Genomic DNA, 21,862 nt, shown 5'->3' with positions numbered 1-21,862 from the left:
GATAGTCGTGTAATATGGGCGATTCTGATTTCAGTTTTCCGAAAATGCATATAATCGCCGGATCGAACACGTCTGCCTTTTCCTGCGAGATCCCGGATCGCGGACATGGCGTCGGCCACCAGCGTTTCGTCGCGGCCCCCTTGCAGCAGGGCGATGTGTCCTTCGGCGGCGAGGCGAGTGCCGGATCACGGGCCAAGGCCGCCGGTCGCGCAGGCGATCAGGATGACCTTGAGCGCCGGGCCTCCTCAGCTTGCATGGACGAGCCGGGCCAGTTGGCGATGCTGGCCGCCCCCCGTCCGGCGCGCCCCGAAAGAGCGACAGCACAGCCGGCCGGAGCGGCCGCGCGCTGCCTGCATGATCGGGACATGCGCCTTTCAAGCCCCGCAGAAACCCGTCGCTCTATCTGTTCAGCTTCCCGGAATTGCATGGAATGAACACCGACAACCTGCGTCTTTTCGTGATGGCGGCCGAACGGCTCAACATCTCTGCCGCCGGACGTGAGCTGGGCCTTGCCCCCGCCGTCGCGAGCGCGCGCCTTGCCAAGCTGGAGCAGGAGCTCGGCGCGGAGCTTCTGCGCCGCACCACCCGCAAGGTTTCGCTGTCACTGGAGGGCTCGGATTTCCTGCCCTATGCCCGCGAGATCCTCGCGCAGGCCGATGCCGCCCGCGCGGCGCTCGGGGGCAGCGATGCCGGACCGAAGGGGACGCTGCGCTTCGCCGCGCCGAGCAGCTTCGCGCAACTGCACATCATGCCGCTGCTGCCCCAGTTCCACGACCTCTATCCCGACCTCACGCTCGATTTGCGCCTGTCCGACACGCGCTTCGACGCGATCGAGGGCAGCTTCGACCTCGCGCTGCGCAGCGGTCCGTTGAGCGACAGCAGTCTCAAGGGGCGCAAGCTCGCCGACGACACCCGCGTTCTTTGCGCCTCGCCGGGCTATCTCGAGACGCATGGCACCCCGACCACGCCAGCGGAGCTGGCAGGTCACCGGCTCATCGCCTGGAGCACTCTCGAACCACGGGAGCTGGTGAATGCCGCCGCAGGGATGGCCGTGCTCGACCCCGCATGCATGATCTGTCGCGCCATCATGGATGACGGCGACGCGCAGCGCGAGGCCACCCTCGCCGGGGCCGGGCTGTCGATGAATTCGCTGTGGAACGTCGCCCACGAGATCGCGGCGGGCCGGCTGGTCCGGGTGCTGCCCGAATGGAAGATGAACGACCGCTCGGTGCTCTGGCTGGTCTATCCGCGCACCAACGTTCTGACACCGAAGACGCGAATCTTCATGGATTTCCTGATCACCCGCCTGGCCGGTCACGCGGGTTGGAGCGAGTGAGCTGCCGCCTGCCGCGCAGGCGCAGAACCCCCCGGCCGATATCCCGGCGCCACGCAAAGCGTGGCCGTCGCTCCTGGCAGGGTCAGGCCATGTTTCATGCCGTAACGACATGTCCTGTCGTGCCGGCACGCAGCGCCGATCCCGTCGCCATTCTGGCCGACAGCAGGCCTGGCCGCCCGCGACAGAAGACCCGCCGGGACAATCCGTCACAGGCGGGCCGGGCTTGCTACCGGTCGTCCTCGTCCTGGCCCTTGTAACCGGTCGCGATCACGAATTTTTCGGAGCTGTCCGAGCGGGAGGCGGGCGGCTTGACGTTCTGCACCTTCTCGAATTTCTGCTTGAGGATCTGCTGCAGGCTGCCTTCGGCGCCGCCCGCGAGCACCTTGGCGACGAAGGTGCCGCCGGGGCTCAGCACGTCGAAGGCAAAATGGGCGGCGGCCTCGCACAGCGCGATGATGCGCAGGTGGTCGGTCTGCTTGTGGCCCGAGGCCGAGGCCGCCATGTCGGACATCACCACGTCGGCACCGCCGCCAAGCCAGTCCTTCACCTTGAGGTCGGCGTCGTCCTCCATGAAGTCGAGCTGATGCAGCTCTGCGCCCGCGATCGGCTCCACCTCCTGCAGGTCGACGCCCAGCACCGTGCCAACCGCCTTGCCCGATTTCGCACCGAGCGCGTTGACCCGCGCCACGGCGACCTGGCTCCAGCCGCCGGGCGCGCAGCCCAGATCGACCACGCGGGCGCCCGGCACGAGAAAGCGGAACTTGTCGTCGAGCTCGATGATCTTGTAGGCGGCGCGGCCACGATAGCCCTCGGCCTTGGCGCGCTTCACGTAAGGGTCGTTGAGCTGCCGCTCCAGCCAGAGCTTGGAGCTCATCTTGCGGCCGCGCGCGGTCTTGACCTTGACGGTCAGGTCGCGTTGCCCGCGCCCCGAGGTGTTGCCGGTGCTCGCGCCGGGCTTCTTGGGTGTCTTGGCCATGCCGGGGTCTCCTGATCAGAGACCCCGACTATGCCAAGCGGGGGTGACGGGGCAAGCCCTGCCCTTTTCACCATTCCACAAATACGCAAGCCGCGCCGCGTTCAGGCCCGCCGACGACGCCGGCCGCCATCGCGCCCGCCGCGCCCCTCGCCGGGCACGCCGGGCGGACGGTTGAAGCGGATCCACTCGGCACCAGAGGGATCGTTGTCGGTCAGGAAGTTGGCGGCGCGGATCGCGCTCATCTCTCCGCCCGGCCGGGACTCGCGGCTGCCGATTCCCATCAGGCGGCAGAAGGTCTCGTCATCCATGCCTTCGGGGATGACGATGCCCGCGGCCTCCAGCTCGGCCTTTTTCTCCGCGATCTTCGACAGCGGGGTCGGCAGCGCGCAGGGGTTCATAATGGCCGAGGTCATGCCCGAGGCCATCGCCATCGGCAGGAAGGCGTTGTTGATGCCGTGCCGGTTGGGCAAGCCAAAGGAGATGTTCGACGCGCCGCAGGTGGTGTTGACCCCCAGCTCGTCGCGCAGGCGGCGCACGAGGGCAAAGACCTGGAGCCCGGCGGTCGCCATCGCGCCGATCGGCATCACCAGCGGATCGACCACGATGTCATGCGCGGGAATGCCGAAATCGGCGGCGCGCTCGACGATCTTCTTGGCGACCGCGAAGCGCACGTCGGGGTCCTCGGAGATGCCGGTGTCATCGTTGGAGATCGCCACCACCGGCACATTGTATTTCTTGACCAGCGGCAGGACGAGCTCCAGCCGGTCTTCCTCGCCCGTCACCGAGTTCAGGAGCGGTCGCCCCTGCGCCGCGGCAAGACCGGCTTCGAGCGCCGCCGGGACCGAGCTGTCGATGCACAGCGGCACGTCGACCAGCCCCTGCACCAGCTCGATCATCTTCGTCATGAGCGGCGGCTCGGTCTCGTTGGGATTGGGGTTGGAGTTGTAGACCACGCCCGCGTTCACATCGAGCATGGTGGCGCCGCAGGCGACCTGCGCGATGGCATCCTTTTCCACGGTCGAAAAATCGCCCGCCTCGAGTTCCGCGGCGAGCTTCTTCCGCCCCGTGGGGTTGATCCGCTCACCAATCACGCAGAACGGCTGATCAAAGCCGATGATCGCGGTTTTCGTTTTCGATTCAACGATCGTACGGGTCATTCTTCATCCTTGTCTTTGGCCGATTGGCCGAAAATCTCAATTGGCCGCGATGCGGGACGCGGGGTGGCGCGCGGCCAGCCATTCGGCGCTGGCATTGATGCCGCCCAGCGGGAAGAGATGCGCCTGTTCCAGCCCGAGACCGGGCTCGGCGGCACGGGCGTGTTCCAGCGCGGCGGCGATGTCGTCGGGCGCATAGGGCACGAGAAGCTTGCTGACGTCCATCGCCCGTTTCTGCAACACCTTCAGCGACGGTCCGACCCCGCAGGCCATGGCGTACTTGATCAGCGTCTGCAGCTTGGCCGGCCCGGCGAGACCGACATGCACCGGCAGGTCGATGCCCGCCGCGCGGATCGTGCGGGCCCAGCCGATCACCGGCGCCGCGTCGAAGACGAACTGCGTGACCAGCGCCATGCGCGCATCGCTGCGGTTCGCGAAGTCCTGCTTCCAGCGCAGCGCGTCGCGCACCACGGCGTCGCCGCCATCGGGGTCGATGTCGCGGTTGCCCTCGGGATGGCCCGCCACGTGCAGGCGGTCGAAGCCCGCCGCATCGAAAGCGCCGGTTTCGAGAAGCTGCATCGAGGAGTGAAATTCGCCGCGCGGCTGCGCGATGCCGCCCGCCAGCACCAGCCCCTCGGTCACCCCCGCCTCGCCCTGGTAGCGGGCGATCCAGTCGCCGAGCTGGGCGCGGCTTTCGATGCTGCGGGCCGGGAAATGCGGCATGACCGCGAAGCCTTCAGACGCGATGCGCGCCGCCGTCGCGACCATTTCCTCGATCGGGGTGCCGTCGATATGGGCGATGTAGACGCGGGTGCCCTCGGGAAGGATCGCGCGGAAACTGTCGACCTTGGCCGCGGTGCGCGGCATCACCTCGATCGAGGCGCGGGCGGTGAAATCGCCGCCCGGCATGGCGGGCGCGGGAGCCGCGCGGCGGAAGGTCAACAGGGACATCAGCACCTCCTTGAGGGCGCGGGTCATTCGCGCCCGTGATTGTCGATCAGCGCGCGCAGACGCGCCGTGTCGTATTCGGCCTCGACCCGCTGGGCCGCGATGCGCGCGGCCTCTTCGGGCGTGCCCTCGATCTCGCCCCATGGCGCCTTGCGCCATTCGGCGAGGTAATCGTCGGTGCCCGCCGCGCCCGATTTCATCGCGGCGCGGTCGATCGCCTGCTCGAACCGCTCGGCGAGCGGGATCTTGGTGCCGCGCCGGCCGCGGCCGACGATCACCTGCGCGGGCATGTCGCGCCAGTATACGAGCGTGATCTCGGGCATTGCGGGTCCTTTCCTCACAGACGCTGATATCGCGGCGCGCCCTTGCGTCAGGGTCGGAATTCGACATCCTGAGCGCGCGGCGCGACGCGCCCCCCTTGTCGCAGGGGCGGCGCAAGGGGGCCAGAGCCGCAAACCCCCGAAATCCCCATGATCGTGATGAGCGACGTTGCGATCCGCCCCATCGCGGCGCTTGCGCCGGAACCATGCAACCCCTACCCTTGATTCAACTCGATATTGGAGGGCGTGTTCATGGCGCCCATGCGTCCCGACGGTGCGGGCGCGTTCCCGAAAGCGGTGAGATCCCCCGCGCCATCCCCGGATCAGGCGACGCTCTATGCCGCGCTTGATCTCGGTACAAACAGCTGTCGGATGCTGATTGCCCAGCCCAAGGGCAGCCAGTTCCACGTGGTCGACAGTTTCTCGAAGACGGTCCAGCTGGGCCACGGGCTCGAACAGACGGGCCGGCTTTCGCGTGCCTCGATGAACCGCACCATCGGCGCGATCCGCATCTGTCGGCAAAAGCTGCAGAAACACGGTGTGCGCCGGATGCGGCTGGTGGCGACCGAGGCCTGCCGCCGGGCCAAGAACGGCCGCGCCTTTCTCGCGCAGGTGCAGCGCGAAACCGGGCTCCGGCTCGACGTGATCCGCCCCGAGGAAGAGGCGCGGCTCGCCGTGATTTCCTGCGCGCCGCTGGTCTCGACCAAGACCGAGCAACTGCTCGTGGTCGATATCGGCGGCGGCTCGACCGAGCTGGTCTGGATCGACCTGTCGAACGTGCCCCGCCCCGAGCGACCGGGCGCGATCATGCGGCTGCATTCGGGGTTCAAACAGGACCCCGGCCCATTCGCCGCCGCCAAGGTGGTCGACTGGATTTCCGTGCCGCTGGGCGTGGCCACGCTGCGCGACCAGTTCCACGACGTGGAGGACGACGCGGCGCGCTTCGCGCTGATGAGCTGGTTTTTCGAAGAGAACCTGTCGGGCTTCGCGCCATCGGCCTCCGAGCAGGCGCGCGACGGGTTCCAGATCATCGGCACCTCGGGCACCGTCACCACCGTCGCGGCGAGTCATCTGGGCCTGCGGCGCTACGACCGCAACAAGGTCGATGGGCTGCGGATGACCTCCGACCAGATCGACGCCGTGATCCGCGATTACCTCGCGCTCGGCCCCGAGGGGCGGCGCGACGATCCGCGCATCGGCCGCGACCGGCAGGCGCTTATCATGTCGGGTTCGGCGATCTTGCAGGCGCTGATGCGGCTGTGGCCGACGGACCGGCTTTCGGTCGCGGATCGCGGCCTGCGCGAAGGCCTGCTCTATGCGCAGATGAGCGCGGACGGGGTGCTGGAGGGCGGGCCCTACTGAGCCCGCCCTACAGGGCTTCAGCGGTAGTAGAGCGAACGCCCTTCATGGAAGACCTGCACCTTTTCGGGGGCGACGGTCATGTGCACGTGGCGGCCGCGCAGGTCGCCATGGATGCCCGGCAGCTTGGCGATCACCGGGTCGGCGCCGTTCACCTTCTGAAAGTACAGGATCGTCACCTCACCGAGCGACTCGGTGAAATCGACCTTGCCCTCGAAGAGATACTCGCCCCCCTGCTCGACCTCGGTCATGTCCTCGGGCCGCACGCCGACATTGACGCTCTTGCCCATGTCGGCCTCGGTGGTGGAGACCGTCGACACCGCGGTGCCGCCGCCTTCGAGCGTGACGGTGGTGCGCTCCCCCGTGCCGGTGATCTTGCCCGGCAGCAGGTTCATCGCCGGGGAGCCGATGAACTGCGCCACGAACTCGTTCTCGGGCCGCTCGTAAAGCTCCAAGGGGGTGCCGACCTGGGCGATGCCCTTGTTGGCAAGAACCACGATGCGGGTCGCCAGCGTCATCGCCTCCACCTGGTCGTGGGTGACGTAGATCATGGTGCTGTCGGGCATCGACTCCTTGAGCTGGGCGATCTCGATCCGGGTCGCCACGCGCAGCGCCGCGTCGAGGTTCGAGAGCGGCTCGTCGAACAGATAGACCTTCGGGTCGCGCACGATCGACCGGCCGATGGCCACCCGCTGCCGCTGCCCGCCCGAAAGCGCCTTGGGCAGGCGGTCGAGATAGGGTTCAAGCTGCAGGATACGCGCGGCGTTGGAGATCGCCGCGTCGATCTCCTCCTTCGACTTCTTGGCGAGCTTCAGGGCGAAGGCCATGTTGTCGCGCACCGTCATATGCGGGTAGAGCGCGTAGGACTGGAACACCATGGCGATGCCGCGCTGCGCGGGCGGCACGTCGTTGACCACCAGACCGTCGATCTCCAGCGTGCCGCCGGAGATCTCCTCGAGCCCGGCGATCATCCGCAAGAGCGTGGACTTGCCGCAGCCGGAGGGACCGACGAAGACGACCAGTTCGCCCTTGCCGATTTCCAGATCGATGTTCTTCAGGACCTCGACCGACCCGCCATAGGTCTTGGCCACGTCCCTGAGTTTGAGTTCCGCCATGGGTTCCTCCCTGCTCCGTCTCAGTCCGCCGGTCGCTTCAGCGCCAGGCAGCATTGCCATGGGCCGAGATGGACCAGCCCGTTCTCGGCCTTCGTCACCGACCCCAGATCGGTACCGATCGGGGCCCAGGCGCCTTCGGGAAGCGGCACCTCCGCCGGCTCCTCCCCGAGGTTGAAGGCGCAGAAAATCGTCTCGTTCGCGTCATGGCGCACGAAATGCACCACCTCGCCGCGCGAATGCACGCCGTCATGCTCACCGGTGGCCAGCACCGGGTGATCGTGGCGCAGCGCGATGGCGCGGCGGTAATGATGCAGCATCGCGTCGGGGTCGGCCTCCTGCTCGGCCACGGCGCGCGGCAGATGCGCGGGCGCCACCGGCAGCCACGGGCGCGTCTCGGAAAAACCGCCATGGGGCGCCTCTCCGGTCCAGGCGATCGGGGTGCGGCAGCCATCGCGGCCCTTGTATTCGGGCCAGAACTCGATGCCGTAGGGATCCTGCAGATCCTCGAACGCCACCTCGGCCTCGGGCAGTCCGAGCTCCTCGCCCTGGTAGAGACAGACCGATCCGCGCAGGCACATCAGCAAGGTGGTATAGGCGCGAACCGCCGCGGGTGACAGCTTCCAGCGGCTCGGATGCCGCTCCACGTCGTGGTTGGAATAGGACCAGCAGGGCCAGGCGTCGGGGGCGGCGTGGCTCAGCCGGTAGAAGGTGTCGGCGGCGGCGGCGGCGGTGAGCCGCGGCGGCTGCAGCATCTCGAACGGATAGCACATCTGCACCTTGTCCCCGCCCGAGGTGTATTCGGCCATGATTTCCAGACCGCGCTGCGCGTCGCCCACCTCGCCCACGGCGGCGGCGCCGTAAGGCTCCAGCTCGGCGCGGAACCGCTTGAGGAAATCGAGGTTTTCGGGCTGGTTCTTGGAGTAGAGGTGCTCCTGCCAGTTATAGGGGTTCACGCCCGGCGCGATGGAGTCGTTGCGCCGCTCGGGCGGCAGCGCCGGGTTGTCGCGCAGCATCTTGTCGGCGAAGTAGAAATTGATCGTGTCGAGCCGGAAGCCGTCGACACCGCGCTTGAGCCAGAACCGCTCCACGTCGAGCAGCGTCTCCTGGACGTCCGGGTTGTGGAAGTTCAGGTCGGGCTGGCTGGTCAGGAAGTTGTGCAGGTAGTACTGCATCCGCCGCCCGTCCCACTGCCAGGCCGAGCCGCCGAAGATCGACAGCCAGTTGTTGGGCGGCGTGCCATCCGCCTTGGCGTCGGCCCAGACATACCAGTCGGACTTCGGGTTGTCGCGGCTCGTGCGGCTTTCGACGAACCACGGATGCGCCTCGGCGGTGTGCGACAGCACGAGGTCGATCATCACCCGGATGTTCAGCGAATGCGCCGTCTCGATCACCGCGTCGAAGTCCGAAAGCGTGCCGAACATCGGGTCGACGTCGCAGTAATCCGAGACGTCGTAGCCGAAATCCTTCATCGGCGAGGTGAAGAAGGGCGAAATCCAGATCGCATCGACGCCCAGCGAGGCGATGTGCGGCAGGCGCCGCACGATGCCCTGCAGGTCGCCGATGCCGTCTCCATTCGTATCCTGGTAGCTGCGCGGATAGATCTGGTAGATCACCGCCCCGCGCCACCATTCGGGATCGAGCGGCATGCGGGCGGTGTCGGCCGAAGCCGGGATGGAGACAGGTCGAGTCATCGGGAAGCAGTCCTCATTTCACGGAGCCCGCAAGCAGGCCGCGCACGAGGTATTTCTGCATCGCGAAAAACACAACCAGCGGAACGGCGATGGAGACGAAAGCCGCCGTGGCGAGGATTTCCCAGTTGCCGCCGCGCGTGCCCAGAAGCTCGATGATCTGCTTGGTCATCACGGTGGTCTCGCCCGAGCTGTCGATCAGGAACACGATCGCGACGAGCAGGTCGTTCCAGGTCCACAGGAACTGGAAGATCGCGAAGGAGGCCAGCGCCGGGAAGGACAGCGGCAGGATAATCTTGGTGAAGATCTGGAAATCCGTCGCCCCGTCGACCTTGGCGTTCTCGATGATGTCGCGCGGCAGGCCGACCATGTAGTTTCGCAAAATATAGATCGCGAGCGGCAGGCCAAAGCCGGTATGCGCCATCCAGACCCCGAGATAGCCCTTGCCGATGCCGATCTCGTTGTGGAACTTCAACAGCGGGATCAGCGCCAATTGCAGCGGCACCACCAGCAGGCCGACGATCGCCGCGATCAGCAGCGCCCGGCCCGGAAAATCCATCCATGCCAGCGCATAGGCCGCGAAGGCCGCCACGAGGATCGGGATGATCGTGGCTGGGATCGACACCGTCAGCGTGTTGAAGAACGCCTTGGACATGCCTTCGATGTTGTTCGGGTCGAACAGCATGTTGTTGTAGTTTTCGAGCGTGAATTCCGGCGCGACCTCGGCGGTGACGAAGACCCGCTGGCCGCGGCCCGACATTTCCTCGACCGAGGTGAAGACGTAATCGCCATTGGCCTCGACCGCGATGATTTCGCCATCGCCCATGTCGACCGTCTCGCCCGGCTCATAGGCGCCGACGGCGCGCGACGAGGTGCCGAAGGCCGAGATGTCGAGCGGATCGATGCCCTCGACGGCAAACAGGTTGCCCGACACGGTGTAGAGCCCGTCGACCAGCTCGGCCTCGTCGCCGCCCGCGGTGCGCAGGGTCAGGTTCTGCTCGGTCGGCAGCATGGATTTCCACCAGCCCGACGACGCGATCTGATCGCCCGTGCGGAACGACGAGATCAGCAGGCCCAGCGTCGGGAACACCCAAAGTGCCACCAGCGCCACGACCGCGATGTTGACCGCCCAGGTGAGCGCGGATTTCTTGCCGGCGATGTTGTCCATCAGCGCATCTCCTTGCGGGCATTGTAGACGTTCCAGACGAGGATCGGCGTCACCATCAGCATGATGACCATGGCGCCGGCCGAGCCCACGCCCCAGTCATTCGCCCGAAACAGCTTGTCATACATGTAGTTGGCCAGAACCTGCGTCTCCCACTGGCCGTTGGTCATGGCAAAGACGATGTCGAACACCTTGAGCACGATGATGGTGATGGTGGTCCAGACCACGACGATGGTGCCGACGATCTGCGGCATCTTGATCTTGAAGAAGATCTGGAACGGGTTGGCGCCGTCGACGATGGCCGCCTCGACCGTTTCCTCGGGAATGCCGCGCAGCGCCGCCGAGAGCAGCACCATGGCGAAGCCGGTCTGGATCCAGATCAGCACGATCATCAAAAAGAAGTTGTTCCAGAAGGGAATGGTGAGCCAGGTCTGCGGCTGGCCATAGGGAAAGTCGGCGGTGAACACCGAAAGCGTCTGGCGCAGCATCAAGAAGACGGCCCCCGCCATCAACGCCGCCCCGAGCAGGCGCAGCGCGGCGAAGATCGCGCCGGGATTGCGCCCTTCGCGGCCGATCACGGGCTTGATCAGCGACCAGGCGAGAGCCCCCGCCCCCGCCGCCAGAGCCAGCAGCAGGATCGCGGGCACCAGCCTGAGCCAGATGAACGACCCCACCCCGCCGTCAAAGCCGAGCCACACGGCGTTGAGCACGCCGATCTGGTCCTGCCCGGCGGGGCGGGTGTCGTAGATCAGCTTGAAGATCACCGCGGCGCCGACGAAGGAGATCGCCATCGGCATGAAGATCAGCGACTTGGCGAAGCTGCCCCACTTGATGCGGTCGGTGAGCTGCGCGGCCAGCAGGCCGAAGGCGGTGGAGGCCGCGGGCACGACGATCAGCCACAAGAGGTTGTTGTTGAAGCCTTCCCAGAACTTCGGCTCGCTGAGCATCTGGCGATAATTGTCGAGACCGACGAATTCGTAACCGCCGCCGCGCACCCGCTCGGTGAGCGACAGGCGCAGCGTCTCGACCACCGGGTAGGCGAGATAGAGGCCCAGCGCCAGCAGCGCGGGCAGCAAAAACAGCCAGGGTCGGACCATGTTGGCGCGGTTGATGTTGCGCCCGGCATTCGGCCCGCGGGGCGGGAACAGCACCTTGTCGACGAACAAGTTGGAAAAATAGAAATAGGCGACGCAACCGCCGACGCCGATCACGATGGTCAGCAAGCCCTGTAGTGCCGGATTCATCGCGCCCTCCCCGAGCCTTGATACAAAGAAGCGGCCACGACGCGAGTCGCGGCCGCCAAGCCTTATCGTTACACGCTTATTTCAGCGCGTCCCAAGAATCCTGAATCTCGGAGGCCACGCTCTCGGCCGACTCGCCGCCGGCATAATCGACCATGCCGGTCCAGAACGACCCCGCGCCGACGCCGCCGGGCATCAGGTCGGACCCGTCGAAGCGGAAGGTGGTGGCTTCAAGCAGGATGTCGTTCATCTTCTTGAGCGTCGGGTCGCCGAACACCTCGGTGTTGACCGTGGTCAGCGGCGTCAGGAAGCCGCGCTGCGCCATCCACACCTCGTGGGCGATCGGGGTCTGCAGCCACTCGATGAAGACGCTCGCCGCCTCGGAGGCCTCGGTGATGCCGAACATCGTGCCACCGCCCAGCACCGGCTTGCCGAGATCCTTTTCCTCGTAGGCCGGGAAGTAGAAGAAGTCGGCATCCGCGCCCACCTCGATGCCTTCGGGGAAGAAGGACGGGATGAACGACGCCTGGCGGTGCAGGTAGCACTGCGGCGGGCTGTCGAAGAGACCCTTGGGGCTGTCGCGGAAATCGGTCGAGGCCACGGCGGCCTTGCCACCGGCGACGTAATCGTCACCCAGGAACCAGCCGAATTCCTCGATCGCGCCGACCACGGCCGGATCGTCGAAGGGAATCTCGTTGGACACCCACTGGTCGTAGGTCTCGGGCGATTGGGTGCGCAGCATCAGATCCTCGACCCAGTCGGTCGCGGGCCAGCCGGTCGCGCCGCCGGAGCCGAGACCGATGCACCACGGCGTCTCGCCATCCTCGACCATCTGCTCGGTGAGCGCCTTCAGCTCCTCCATCGTCTGCGGCACCTCGTAGCCCGCATCCTCGAAGTTCTCGGGCGCGTACCAGACGAGGCTCTTCACGTCGGCCTTGTAGAAGAAGCCGTAGAGATCCTCTTCGCCCTCGGGCCCCTCGAAGGTCGCGAGATCGACCCAGGACTGCCCGGCGGCGTAATTCTCGGCGAGCCAGTCACCGCTGCCCTCGGGCATCGGCTCCAGATAGCCGAGCGACGCGAGATCGCGCGCGAGACCCGGCTGCGGGAACACGGCGATGTTGGGCGCCGAGCCCGCCTCGGTGTCGATGCGGATCTGCGTCTCGAAGCCATCCGAGCCGGTGTATTGCACGTCGGCGCCGGTCGCTTCCTCGAAATAGGCGAGCATCGACTCGAACAATTCCTGGTCGACGCTGAGCCAAGGGCCGAACACGGTCAGGGTCTGGCCCGACAGATCGTGGCTTTCGGCGAACTGGTTGTAGCTGTCCCAGTTGAAATCGCCCTCGCCGATCGGGAACTTCAGGTCCTGCGCTGCGGCCGCGGATGCCAGCGCGATCCCCGCCACGCCCGCCAGAAAGATGGTCTTCATGATACGTTACCCTCCCGTAACAAGCGGCCCTCTCCGGGACCGCGTCATGTATCGTCACACGCGAGGGCACGACGCGCATGCCAAAGCGCTTTGGACAAGTGTAACCTGTCTGAGCCATGCGCAGCTGTCAATGGTGGGCGCCCGCGATTCCGACGATATGACCCGGCGGATTTCGCATGATCGCCCGCGATCCCGGCACGGGGCGCCGCGCGAAACCGCACTTTGACGCACGCGATTTGGCGGCGTAGGGTATCGACGTTACAAAAGCGCTTTGGAAAACCCCGAAGATGAACCTCAAGCAGCTCTCCAGCCTTCTCGGCCTGAGCCAGACCACGGTGAGCCGCGCGCTGAACGGCTATGCCGATGTCAGCGAGGCGACCCGCGCGCGGGTGCAGGCGGCGGCGCGGGCGCATGACTATCGCCCCAACACCCGCGCCCAGGCGCTGGCGACCGGGCGCAGCCGGGTCATCGGCCACGTGGTGCCCAAGATCAGCAGCCATGCCATGGTCAACCCGATCTTCGCCGACTTCATCGCCGGGGCGGGCGAAACCTATTCGGCGGCGGGGTACGAAATGCTGATCTCGCTGGTCGACATCACCGAGGAGGAAAAGGCCTATCACTCGATGAAGCGGCGCGGCCTGGTCGACGGGCTGATCGTCAGCGCGCCGCGGATGAACGACCCGCGCATCGCGCTGCTCGACGAGATCGGCCTGCCCTATGCCGTGCATGGCCGCGCCACCGGCACGACGCGCCCCTACAGCTGGCTCGACGTGAACAACCGCCGGGCCTTTGCGCGCGCGACCAACTTTCTCGTCGATCTCGGCCACCGCCGGATCGGGCTCGTCAACGGGCTGGAGAAGATGGATTTCGCACATCGGCGGCGGCAGGGCTACGAGGAGGCGCTGCGCGCGCATGGGATTTCACCCGACCCCGAGCTGATGCGGCAGGACGAGATGACCGAAAGCTATGGCTGGCGCGCCGCGCGCGACATGCTCGCCCTGCCCGATCCGCCGACCGCCATTCTCGTCTCTTCGGTGATCTGCATGCTGGGCGTGCGACGCGCGGTCGAAGAGGCGGGGCTGGTGCTCGGGCGCGACGTCTCGGCCGTCACCCATGACGACCAGCTCTCCTATCTGCGCGATGACGGGCCGGTCCCGGCCTTCACCGCCACGCGGTCTTCGGTGCGCGAGGCTGGACAGCGGCTCGCCCGGATGGTCATAGACCGCATCGACAACCCCGAGGCCCCGCATGTGCAGGAACTTCTCGAGGCCGATCTGATCATCGGCCGCTCCACCGGCCCGGCCCCCAGATGAGGCGATGACAATGGATTTCACCCGCGACGATTTTCCCGAAGGTTTCGTGTTCGGGGCCGCGACCGCCGCCTACCAGATCGAAGGCCATCGTTTCGGCAGGGCCGGGCCGACCCATTGGGACAGCTTCGCCAAGGGGCCCGGCAACGTCGTGCGCGCCGAGGACGGCGCCACCGCCTGCGATCACTACCACCGCTTCGAAGAGGATCTCGACCTGCTGAAGGCCGGGGGATTCGACGCCTATCGCTTTTCGACATCATGGGCGCGGGTCATGCCCGATGGCCGGAGCGTGAACCCCGAGGGGCTCGACTTCTATGACCGGCTCGTCGACGCGACGCTGGAGCGCGGGCTGAAGCCGTTCCAGACGCTGTATCACTGGGATCTGCCTTCCGCTCTCGCGGATCGCGGCGGCTGGACCAACCGCGACACGGCCCTTGCCTTCGCCGATTTCTCCGAGACGATCAGCGCCCGGATCGGCGACCGCGTCGCTTCGACCGCGACCATCAACGAACCGTGGTGCGTGGCCTGGCTGTCGCATTTTCTCGGGCATCACGCGCCGGGGTTGCGCGACATCCGCGCGGCCGCCCGCGCCATGCATCACATCCTTCTGGCCCATGGCCTCGCCGTCGAGCGGCTGCGGGGCATGGGCCGCGACGCGCTGGGCATCGTGCTCAACTTCGAACGCGCCCTGCCCGCCAGCGACAGCGAGGCCGATCGCGCCGCCACCGATCTGCAGGACCAGATCTACAATCGCTGGTTCCTCGAGGCGATCGCCCATGGCCGCTATCCCGAAGGCGCGCTTTCGGGGCTTGCGCCGCACATGCCCGAGGGCTGGCAGGACGACATGGCCCTGATCTCGCAGCCGATCGACTGGCTCGGGGTGAATTACTATACCCGCTCGCTGATCCGGTCGGCACCGGACGCCCCGTGGCCCGCGCTCGCGCCGGTCGAAGGCCCCCTGCCCAAGACGCAGATGGGCTGGGAAATCTATCCCGAGGGGCTGCATCATTTCCTGCTGCGGGCGCGCGATGCGCTGAACCTGCCGGTCTACGTCACCGAGAACGGCATGGCCTGGGATGACAGCCTCGAGGCCGGTGCCGTGCAAGACAGCGAGCGGCAGCGCTTCATGGCCGCGCATATCGACGCCGCGCGGCGCGCCGTCGCCGATGGTGTCGATCTGCGCGGCTTCTTCTACTGGTCGCTGCTCGACAACTACGAATGGGCGTTCGGCTACGAAAAACGCTTCGGGCTCGTCCATGTCGATTTCGAAACCCTGGAGCGGACCCCGAAGGCGTCGTATCACGCCCTTGCCGCCGCCCTGTCCCGCTGATCCCCGAGGAACCGCCATGCCGCATCCCGACAACACCTTTTCGCTCGTCGCCGATATCGGCGGCACCAACACCCGCGTGGCGCTGGCGCACGGGCTCGAGATCCAAGAGAAGACGATCCGCCGCTATTCCAACGCCGACTATGCCGGGCTGGAATCGGTGCTCAGGCGCTTTATCGCCGATGAAGGCGGCGTGGATTGTATCGGCGCCTGCGTCGCGGTGGCGGGACCGGTGCGCGACGGGCGCGCGACGATGACCAATCTCGACTGGACCATCGACAAGACCACCCTGACCCGCGCCACCGGGGCCGAAACGGTCGCCATTCTCAACGACCTGCAGGCACAGGGCCACGCGTTGGGCCATGTCGCGCCCGACAATGTCCGCGAAATCATCCCCTTCCCCGAAGCATCCGCCCATGCGGCCAAGCTGGTGATCGGGGTCGGCACCGGCTTCAACGCGACGCCGGTGTTCGACACCGAGGATGGGCGCTACGTCACGCCATCGGAATCCGGCCACGTCAACCTGCCGGTCAACAGCGAGGCGGACCTGCGGCTGGCGCAGTTCGTGTCGACCGCGCACGGTTTTCCGGCGGTGGAGGACGTGCTGTCGGGCCGCGGGCTGGAGCGGGTCTATGCCTGGCTTGGCGCCGAGGCCGGAGACCCGGTCGAAAAGACCGCCGCCACGATCATGCAAGGCTGCATCGAGCACAGCGACCCGCGCGCCGTCGAGGCGGCACAGGTCTTTTCGCGGTTCCTGGGCACCACGGCGGGCAACCTCGCGCTGATCCAGCTGCCTTTCGGCGGTGTCTATCTGGTGGGCGGCGTGTCGCGCGCCATCGCGCCATATCTGCGCGAGTTCGGCTTCGCCGACGCGTTCCGCGACAAGGGCCGCTTCGCGGGCTTCATGGGCAATTTCGGCGTGGCGGTGATCGAGGACGACTATGCCGCGCTGATCGGTTGCGCCGCGCATCTCAACGGGCTGCTGCTTCCCGGCACGGCCAGCTGACCGCCGGTGCCGCGCATGGATATCGCCGCGGCACCCCTGCCTGCCCGGTCACGGCCTGTCTGCGCGCCGCGGCGAGCAGGCAGGCCGCTGCCGCGCGGCCTGTCGGTCTTGCCCTGCTGTCGCGACTGCGGGGTGGCTAGCAGGCGATCCGGGTCTGCACCGCCGCGGCCAGGTCGGTGAGCGAAAACGGCTTTGGCAGGAACACCGAATTCGGGATCTGGGCCTGTTGTTCGGCAAAGGTGTCTTCGGCATAGCCCGAGACGAAAACCACCTGCGTATCCGGGCGCGCCACCAGCGCCTCGCGCACCCATGTCGGCCCGTCCTTGCCGGGCATGATCACGTCGGTGACGAAGATATCCACCTGCAGATCAGGATCCGCAAGGAGCGACAACGCCGTTTCGGCGTCTTCGGCCTCCAGCACCGTCAGCCCCCGCAGCCGCAGCGCGCGGGCGGCAAAGGCCCGGACCGGGGCCTCGTCCTCCACCAGCAGCACGACCCCCTCGGCCCTGCGAGGCAGCGCCTCCTGGGCCTGCTGCCCCTCCGGCGTCGGCGCCTGCATCGGGCGCAATGGCTCGACGATGCCGCTTCGGCTCGGCAGCAGCAGCGTGAAGCAGGTGCCCTGCCCCGGCTCGCTGTCGACGAAGATATAGCCGCCGCTCTGCTTGATGATGCCGTAAGCGGTCGACAGGCCAAGCCCGGTTCCCTCGCCGGGGCGCTTGGTGGTGTAGAACGGCTCGAAGATCTTGATCCGCTTCTCTTCCGGAATGCCGCAGCCGTGATCCTGCACCCGGATGCGCACCCATGGCCCGGCGGGCACGATGGCCCGGTCCCGCTGCATCGGCACATCGAGCATGAAATTATCGGTCTCGACCACGATTTCGCCGCCGTCGGGCATGGCATCGCGGGCATTGACGACGAGGTTCATCAACACCTGTTCAAGCTGCCGGCGATCCGACCGGACCCGTCGCAGATCGGTGTCGTGGTTGAGCGTCAGCGTCACCTTTTCACCCACCAGCCGGTTGAGCAGATGCGTGAGGTCGGACAGGGTGTCGCGCAGGTCGAGCTGCTCCAGCATGAGGTTCTGCTTGCGAGAATAGGCGAGGAGCTGGCCGACGAGGCTGGCGGCGCGGTTGGCGTTCTGATGGATCTGGATCAGGTCGCTGTAATCCTGGTCATCCTTGTCATGGCGCAGCAGCAGCAGGTCGCAATGCCCCGAGATCGCGGTGAGCAGGTTGTTGAAGTCATGCGCGACACCACCCGCCAGCTGGCCGATGGCCTGCATCTTCTGGGCCTGCACAAACTGCGCTTCGAGCGATTTGTGCTCGGTCGCGTCATTGAGCACGGCCACCAGCCCGCCATCCTGATCCAGCTCGCCCAGCGTGACCTGCAGCACCGTGTCCTGCCCGGTGCCGCGCCGCTTGAGAAATTGCGGCCCCGGCACCGCCCGCCCCTCGGCCGCCTCGGCGAGCCAGTCCGAAACCGGGCGGCCCAGCCCCTCCAGCAGGTCCGACAGGCGCGCGCCTGCCTCGATCGCACCGGGCAGTGCCCCCCGCGCCGCCCGGTTCGCGCCGAGAATGGCACCGCGGCGATCGAGCCGCAGCAGCGGCACCGGCAGCGTCTCGATTTCGCGCCAACTTTCGGCGGCGGCGGCGCGGGGCAGTCCCTCGGGCGGCAGCAGGTAGATCTCCCGGCGCCCGCCGGAGGCCGCAATCTCGGCCACCAGCGCCTCGACCGGGCCGGCATCGCCCTGCACCAGCTGCACCTGCCCGGGCCTGAGCGGCAAATCCTTGAAGATGGTCGCCAGCTGGCGTGCCCGTCCGCCGGTCAGCGCCCGGCACGCCTCGTTCATGTAGAGCACCGTGCCCGAGGGGCCGGCGGTCAGCATCGGCAGCCCCAACGCATCGGCGGCGCGGCCGGTGCCGGGCCGTTCAGACAGGTCCTCGATTCGCCACAGGAACGTCCCCGCGCCAAGCCCGCTGACCGTGATCCGCAGATGCCCGCGCCGCGTCGCGACCATGTCCTGTGCCGAGCCTTCCTGCATCGCCCGCTGGCGCAGCCGGGTCAGCGCCGTCGCGGGGGTCGCGAAGTGTTGCGACAGCGCCGTCGACAGGTTGCCGCACCGGGCGCCGAACCGCTGCGACGCGGCGGGATTGCAATCGATGATGGCGCCGTCCGCATCCCCGAGGAAACCGGGCACCGGGTCGCGCCTGAGAACCAGCCCGCACAGGCGGATCATCTCGCGGCGGTGCCGGGCCCGGCGCAGCCGTCGCAGGCCGAACATCACCGCCACGCAACCAAGCGTCGATCCCACGAGCAGCAGCGCCAGCGCCGCGTAACCATCCGGCATCAAGCCCGCCGCGGCGAGCGCCCCCGTAGCTGCGCCGAGTATCGCCGTCAGCTGGGCCGCGCCCGGACTCGCGCCGCCATCATCGGTCGCCGTAATCGGCAGATCGAACTCGACCACCTTCGCCTCCCCGGATGCTCGCGCCTCCACAGAAGACCAGAAGGGATAACGTCAGGTAAACACTCTTTCAGCCGCTCCTGTCGAAGCGTGCCAGAAAGAACCCGTCCCCGTCCGCCCCGGGCAGCCACTGCATTTTGTCGCGCAGCGCCCAGCCCGGCGCGCGCGCCAGAAAGGCCGCGACCTGCGCTGCGTTTTCCTCGGCCAGCACCGAGCATGTGGCATAGGCAAGGCTGCCGCCGGGCGCGACATGCCGCGCCGCCCGGTCGATCAGCTCGGCCTGCAGCCGCGCCAGCTCTGCCAGCCGGTCTGGGGTGAGCCGCCATTTGCCATCCGGGTCGCGCCGCCATGTGCCGCTGCCCGAACAGGGCGCATCCAACAGCACCAGATCGGCGCGCTGATCGTCGAGATGCGGTGCCACGGAGATCCGCACGCCCGCGCGGTCGGCGCGCGGCGGGATGTCGCGCATGCGCGCGGCGCTGATGTCATGCGCCGTCACATCGAGGCGCGCCCGTGCGGCGAGTGCCAGGGCCTTGCCACCCCCGCCCGCGCAAAAATCGAGCAGGCTCTGCCCGTCGCGCAAGGGCAGCCGCGCCATCGCCGCCTGCGACGCGGCGTCCTGCAATTCGACCAGCCCCTCGGCATAGGCTCGCCCGCGCGACACCGCACGCGCCCCGCGCACCACGCGCAACGCCCCCTCGACCAGCGGATGCGCGACCGCCTCGATGCCGTCTTCGGCCAATGCGCGCAGCGCCGCCGCCCCGCTGCCCCGGCGCGGGTTGACCCGCAAAAACACCGGCGCCCGGTCCCGCAGCGCCAATGCCGCCGTCTCGGCTTCGGGCCCGAGATCGGCCTGAAACCTGTCCCAGAGCCAGTCGGGAAGATCGACCCGCGTGGCCGCCGTCGGCGTATCGCCGCGGCCCGCCTTTTCGTCCGGGTCGAGCGGTGCGGGGGCATGGCCCTGCCCGGTGAACAGCGTGTCGAGATCGACGCCTTGCTGGCGCAGAAGGCCGATCAGGATGCCGCGTCCGGTGTCCCGGCCGCCATCATGGGCCGCGGAACGACGGCGGCGCCAGCCATCAAAGACGTGGTCGCGCACCGCCGCCCGGTCCTTGGACCCCGCGAAACGGCTGCCGCGCGACCAGCGCAGCAAGGCTTTCTCGACAGGGGTGCCCGACAGGCAATCATCAAGCACGCCGATCGCGGCGGCCACGCGCGCCGCCGGTGTCATCGGACCGGTTCCATCATGCTTGGGCGGCTGTTTCGATCGTTCATCATGTTCGCTCCGCTGCACCGGCCCGGGCCCGCAGGCCCGGTTCGGGCACCGGCCTACACCTCACGGCGCGTTGGTTGAAGGCCGGTCTCGACGGCAAACGATCGACGAGACCGGCGCGCCCTGTCACAAGACGGCGCCTTCATCGCCTCGGCCAACAACGCCGCAGCCGCGTTGCGCCGGGGTTCACGACAATCCTACCGGATCATCCATGGCAGATCCCGGAGGCCGGCGTGCATGACCCCCGGCTGTGGCCCGCAGCGGATCAGCCGATCCGGTAGTTCGGGCTTTCGCGGGTGATCTGCACGTCGTGCACGTGGCTTTCCTTGAGCCCGGCCCCGGTGATCTTCACGAAGTTGCAATTGCCGCGCATCGCCGCCACGGTCGGGTGGCCGGTATAGCCCATCGCCGCGCGCAGACCGCCCACGAGCTGGTGCAGCACCGCGTTGGCCGACCCCTTGTAGGGCACCTGCCCCTCGATCCCCTCGGGGACCAGCTTGTCGGAGGCCGCGTCCTTCTGGAAATAGCGATCGGCCGAGCCGCGCGCCATCGCGCCCAAGGACCCCATGCCGCGATAGGATTTGAAGGTCCGCCCCTGGTACAGGATCACCTCGCCGGGGCTTTCATCGGTGCCCGCGATCATCGAGCCGACCATGGCGCAGTTCGCGCCCGCCGCGATCGCCTTGGCGAAATCGCCCGAGAACTTGATGCCGCCATCGGCGATCACCGGCACGTCGCCCGCCGCGGCGGCGCAGTCCATCACCGCAGTGAGCTGCGGCACGCCGACGCCCGCCACCATTCGCGTGGTGCAGATCGAACCCGGCCCGATGCCGACCTTGACCGCATCCGCGCCCGCGTCGATCAGCGCGCGCGTCGCCTCGCCCGTCGCCACGTTGCCGGCCATGACCTGCACGTCGCCCGCCTCGCGCTTGAGACGGCGCACCGCCTCGGCCACGCCTTCGGAATGGCCATGCGCGGTATCGATGACGACGATATCAACGCCCGCCTCGACCAGCGCCATGGAGCGTTCGAAGCCCGCATCGCCCACGGTGGAGGCGGCGGCGGCGCGCAACCGCCCAAGCCGGTCCTTGCAGGCCGAGGGGTTCAGCACCGCCTGCTCGCTGTCCTTGAGCGTCAAAAGACCGGTCAGGCGGCCTTCCTCGTCGGTGACCAGCAGCTTCTCGATCCGGCGCGCCTTCATCAGGCTGCGTGCCTCGTCGAGATCGGCGGGCTCGCGCAGCATGGCGAGATCGTCGGCGGTCATCATCGCCTTCACCGGGGTCGCGTCATCGGCGGCGAAGCGCATGTCGCGGTTGGTGACGATGCCGACCACGCGGCCATCCGCCCCCACCACCGGGAAGCCGGTGACCGAATACTGCTCCATCAGCTTGCGCGCGTCGGCGAGCGTCTGGTCCGGGGTCAGCGTGATCGGGTTGTAGACGATGCCCGACACGAAGCGTTTCACCTGCCGGATCTGCTCGGCCTGTTCGGCCACGGTAAGATTGCGGTGGACCACGCCGATGCCGCCCGCCTGCGCCATGCAGATCGCCATGCGCGCCTCGGTCACCGTGTCCATCGCGCTCGACAGGAGCGGGATGTTCATGGCGATGTCGCGCGTTACCTGGGTGCGGGTATCGGCCGTGGACGGCAGGACGCTGGAGGCTGCGGGAACCAGCAGAACGTCGTCGAAGGTCAGTGCCTCGCGAATCTCCATCGGGACCACTCCTTTGGGATGCTTCGTTTGGCACGTCCCTATC

General features: G+C 67.4%; 18 protein-coding genes. 6 read left to right on the top strand and 12 right to left on the bottom strand.

Translation table 11 applies throughout. The features are described 5' to 3' along the window. Positions 1-14: 14 nt before the first annotated feature. Positions 15-434, top strand: a complete 420-nt coding sequence (locus LOKHON_RS16135) for a hypothetical protein (RefSeq protein WP_162561776.1) — start codon at positions 15-17, stop codon at positions 432-434. After that, the gene (locus LOKHON_RS08685; RefSeq protein WP_017928748.1) at positions 431-1,336 is read left to right on the top strand and encodes a LysR family transcriptional regulator; all 906 of its coding nucleotides are present in this window, start codon (positions 431-433) and stop codon (positions 1,334-1,336) included. The genes LOKHON_RS16135 and LOKHON_RS08685 overlap by 4 nt, the downstream gene beginning before the upstream one ends. Before the next feature lie 226 nt (positions 1,337-1,562). On the opposite strand, the gene LOKHON_RS08680 is transcribed toward LOKHON_RS08685, so the two are convergent. The 4 genes from LOKHON_RS08680 to LOKHON_RS08665 all read right to left on the bottom strand — a co-directional run bounded on the left by LOKHON_RS08680 (position 1,563) and on the right by LOKHON_RS08665 (position 4,737). Next, the gene (locus tag LOKHON_RS08680; protein WP_017928749.1) at positions 1,563-2,312 is read right to left on the bottom strand and encodes an RlmE family RNA methyltransferase; all 750 of its coding nucleotides are present in this window, start codon (positions 2,310-2,312) and stop codon (positions 1,563-1,565) included. A gap of 101 nt (positions 2,313-2,413) precedes the next feature. Then, a complete protein-coding gene (locus LOKHON_RS08675; RefSeq protein WP_017928750.1) occupies positions 2,414-3,469 on the bottom strand; it encodes a methyltetrahydrofolate cobalamin methyltransferase in 1,056 nt (351 codons plus the stop codon). A 36-nt stretch (positions 3,470-3,505) separates the two neighbouring features. Next, positions 3,506-4,417: a methylenetetrahydrofolate reductase gene (locus tag LOKHON_RS08670; protein WP_033315580.1), complete on the bottom strand. Its 912-nt coding sequence runs from the start codon at positions 4,415-4,417 to the stop codon at positions 3,506-3,508. A 23-nt stretch (positions 4,418-4,440) separates the two neighbouring features. Beyond that, the gene (locus tag LOKHON_RS08665; RefSeq protein ID WP_017928752.1) at positions 4,441-4,737 is read right to left on the bottom strand and encodes a virulence factor; all 297 of its coding nucleotides are present in this window, start codon (positions 4,735-4,737) and stop codon (positions 4,441-4,443) included. A gap of 249 nt (positions 4,738-4,986) precedes the next feature. On the opposite strand from LOKHON_RS08665, the gene LOKHON_RS08660 reads away from it, so the two are divergent. Then, a complete protein-coding gene (locus tag LOKHON_RS08660; protein ID WP_026147511.1) occupies positions 4,987-6,096 on the top strand; it encodes a Ppx/GppA phosphatase family protein in 1,110 nt (369 codons plus the stop codon). A 17-nt stretch (positions 6,097-6,113) separates the two neighbouring features. On the opposite strand, the gene LOKHON_RS08655 is transcribed toward LOKHON_RS08660, so the two are convergent. The 5 genes from LOKHON_RS08655 to LOKHON_RS08635 form a co-directional block, all read right to left on the bottom strand. Then, positions 6,114-7,208 carry an ABC transporter ATP-binding protein gene (locus tag LOKHON_RS08655; RefSeq protein ID WP_017928754.1) on the bottom strand — a complete coding sequence of 365 codons (1,095 nt, stop codon included), beginning with the start codon at positions 7,206-7,208 and terminating at the stop codon, positions 6,114-6,116. 20 nt (positions 7,209-7,228) lie between these two features. Next, positions 7,229-8,854 carry an alpha-amylase family glycosyl hydrolase gene (locus LOKHON_RS08650; protein WP_017928755.1) on the bottom strand — a complete coding sequence of 542 codons (1,626 nt, stop codon included), beginning with the start codon at positions 8,852-8,854 and terminating at the stop codon, positions 7,229-7,231. Between the two features lie 58 nt (positions 8,855-8,912). After that, positions 8,913-10,064, bottom strand: a complete 1,152-nt coding sequence (locus LOKHON_RS08645) for a carbohydrate ABC transporter permease (RefSeq protein ID WP_017928756.1) — start codon at positions 10,062-10,064, stop codon at positions 8,913-8,915. Continuing rightward, complete coding sequence (locus tag LOKHON_RS08640) at positions 10,064-11,305, bottom strand: carbohydrate ABC transporter permease (RefSeq protein WP_017928757.1); 1,242 nt, start codon at positions 11,303-11,305, stop codon at positions 10,064-10,066. Before LOKHON_RS08640 ends, LOKHON_RS08645 begins: the two co-directional genes overlap by 1 nt. A 76-nt stretch (positions 11,306-11,381) precedes the next feature. Further along, complete coding sequence (locus LOKHON_RS08635) at positions 11,382-12,728, bottom strand: ABC transporter substrate-binding protein (RefSeq protein ID WP_017928758.1); 1,347 nt, start codon at positions 12,726-12,728, stop codon at positions 11,382-11,384. A 287-nt stretch (positions 12,729-13,015) separates the two neighbouring features. Here LOKHON_RS08635 and LOKHON_RS08630 point away from each other — a divergent pair, with 287 nt between their 5' ends. From LOKHON_RS08630 to LOKHON_RS08620, 3 genes are read left to right on the top strand one after another with little or no spacing between them, the layout of a single operon-like run. Next, positions 13,016-14,041, top strand: a complete 1,026-nt coding sequence (locus LOKHON_RS08630) for a substrate-binding domain-containing protein (protein WP_017928759.1) — start codon at positions 13,016-13,018, stop codon at positions 14,039-14,041. Between the two features lie 10 nt (positions 14,042-14,051). Continuing rightward, positions 14,052-15,368, top strand: a complete 1,317-nt coding sequence (locus LOKHON_RS08625; protein WP_017928760.1) for a GH1 family beta-glucosidase — start codon at positions 14,052-14,054, stop codon at positions 15,366-15,368. A 16-nt stretch (positions 15,369-15,384) separates the two neighbouring features. Next, entirely contained in the window at positions 15,385-16,371 is a 987-nt protein-coding gene (locus tag LOKHON_RS08620) for a glucokinase (protein ID WP_017928761.1), read from the top strand. 136 nt (positions 16,372-16,507) lie between these two features. On the opposite strand, the gene LOKHON_RS08615 is transcribed toward LOKHON_RS08620, so the two are convergent. From LOKHON_RS08615 to guaB, 3 genes are all read right to left on the bottom strand, one after another. Then, positions 16,508-18,835: an ATP-binding response regulator gene (locus LOKHON_RS08615; protein WP_017928762.1), complete on the bottom strand. Its 2,328-nt coding sequence runs from the start codon at positions 18,833-18,835 to the stop codon at positions 16,508-16,510. A 67-nt stretch (positions 18,836-18,902) separates the two neighbouring features. Next, entirely contained in the window at positions 18,903-20,063 is a 1,161-nt protein-coding gene (locus LOKHON_RS08610; RefSeq protein WP_017928763.1) for an RsmB/NOP family class I SAM-dependent RNA methyltransferase, read from the bottom strand. A gap of 307 nt (positions 20,064-20,370) precedes the next feature. After that, the gene (gene guaB, locus LOKHON_RS08605; protein WP_017928764.1) at positions 20,371-21,819 is read right to left on the bottom strand and encodes an IMP dehydrogenase; all 1,449 of its coding nucleotides are present in this window, start codon (positions 21,817-21,819) and stop codon (positions 20,371-20,373) included. Between the last annotated feature and the right edge of the window lie 43 nt (positions 21,820-21,862).

This window comes from Limimaricola hongkongensis DSM 17492, from assembly GCF_000600975.2.
GTDB classification, from domain to species: Bacteria; Pseudomonadota; Alphaproteobacteria; order Rhodobacterales; family Rhodobacteraceae; genus Limimaricola; species Limimaricola hongkongensis.
This window is presented reverse-complemented; position numbering and strand designations above follow the sequence as displayed.

Bases quoted from the DNA above. Each gene is read 5' to 3' on its own strand.
- LOKHON_RS16135 (WP_162561776.1), top strand. From the start codon at position 15: ATGGGCGATTCTGATTTCAGTTTTCCGAAAATGCATATAATCGCCGGA.
- LOKHON_RS08685 (WP_017928748.1), top strand. From the start codon at position 431: ATGAACACCGACAACCTGCGTCTTTTCGTGATGGCGGCCGAACGGCTC.
- LOKHON_RS08680 (WP_017928749.1), bottom strand. From the start codon at position 2,312: ATGGCCAAGACACCCAAGAAGCCCGGCGCGAGCACCGGCAACACCTCG.
- LOKHON_RS08675 (WP_017928750.1), bottom strand. From the start codon at position 3,469: ATGACCCGTACGATCGTTGAATCGAAAACGAAAACCGCGATCATCGGC.
- LOKHON_RS08670 (WP_033315580.1), bottom strand. From the start codon at position 4,417: ATGTCCCTGTTGACCTTCCGCCGCGCGGCTCCCGCGCCCGCCATGCCG.
- LOKHON_RS08665 (WP_017928752.1), bottom strand. From the start codon at position 4,737: ATGCCCGAGATCACGCTCGTATACTGGCGCGACATGCCCGCGCAGGTG.
- LOKHON_RS08660 (WP_026147511.1), top strand. From the start codon at position 4,987: ATGGCGCCCATGCGTCCCGACGGTGCGGGCGCGTTCCCGAAAGCGGTG.
- LOKHON_RS08655 (WP_017928754.1), bottom strand. From the start codon at position 7,208: ATGGCGGAACTCAAACTCAGGGACGTGGCCAAGACCTATGGCGGGTCG.
- LOKHON_RS08650 (WP_017928755.1), bottom strand. From the start codon at position 8,854: ATGCCGCTCGATCCCGAATGGTGGCGCGGGGCGGTGATCTACCAGATC.
- LOKHON_RS08645 (WP_017928756.1), bottom strand. From the start codon at position 10,064: ATGGACAACATCGCCGGCAAGAAATCCGCGCTCACCTGGGCGGTCAAC.
- LOKHON_RS08640 (WP_017928757.1), bottom strand. From the start codon at position 11,305: ATGAATCCGGCACTACAGGGCTTGCTGACCATCGTGATCGGCGTCGGC.
- LOKHON_RS08635 (WP_017928758.1), bottom strand. From the start codon at position 12,728: ATGAAGACCATCTTTCTGGCGGGCGTGGCGGGGATCGCGCTGGCATCC.
- LOKHON_RS08630 (WP_017928759.1), top strand. From the start codon at position 13,016: ATGAACCTCAAGCAGCTCTCCAGCCTTCTCGGCCTGAGCCAGACCACG.
- LOKHON_RS08625 (WP_017928760.1), top strand. From the start codon at position 14,052: ATGGATTTCACCCGCGACGATTTTCCCGAAGGTTTCGTGTTCGGGGCC.
- LOKHON_RS08620 (WP_017928761.1), top strand. From the start codon at position 15,385: ATGCCGCATCCCGACAACACCTTTTCGCTCGTCGCCGATATCGGCGGC.
- LOKHON_RS08610 (WP_017928763.1), bottom strand. From the start codon at position 20,063: ATGACACCGGCGGCGCGCGTGGCCGCCGCGATCGGCGTGCTTGATGAT.
- guaB (WP_017928764.1), bottom strand. From the start codon at position 21,819: ATGGAGATTCGCGAGGCACTGACCTTCGACGACGTTCTGCTGGTTCCC.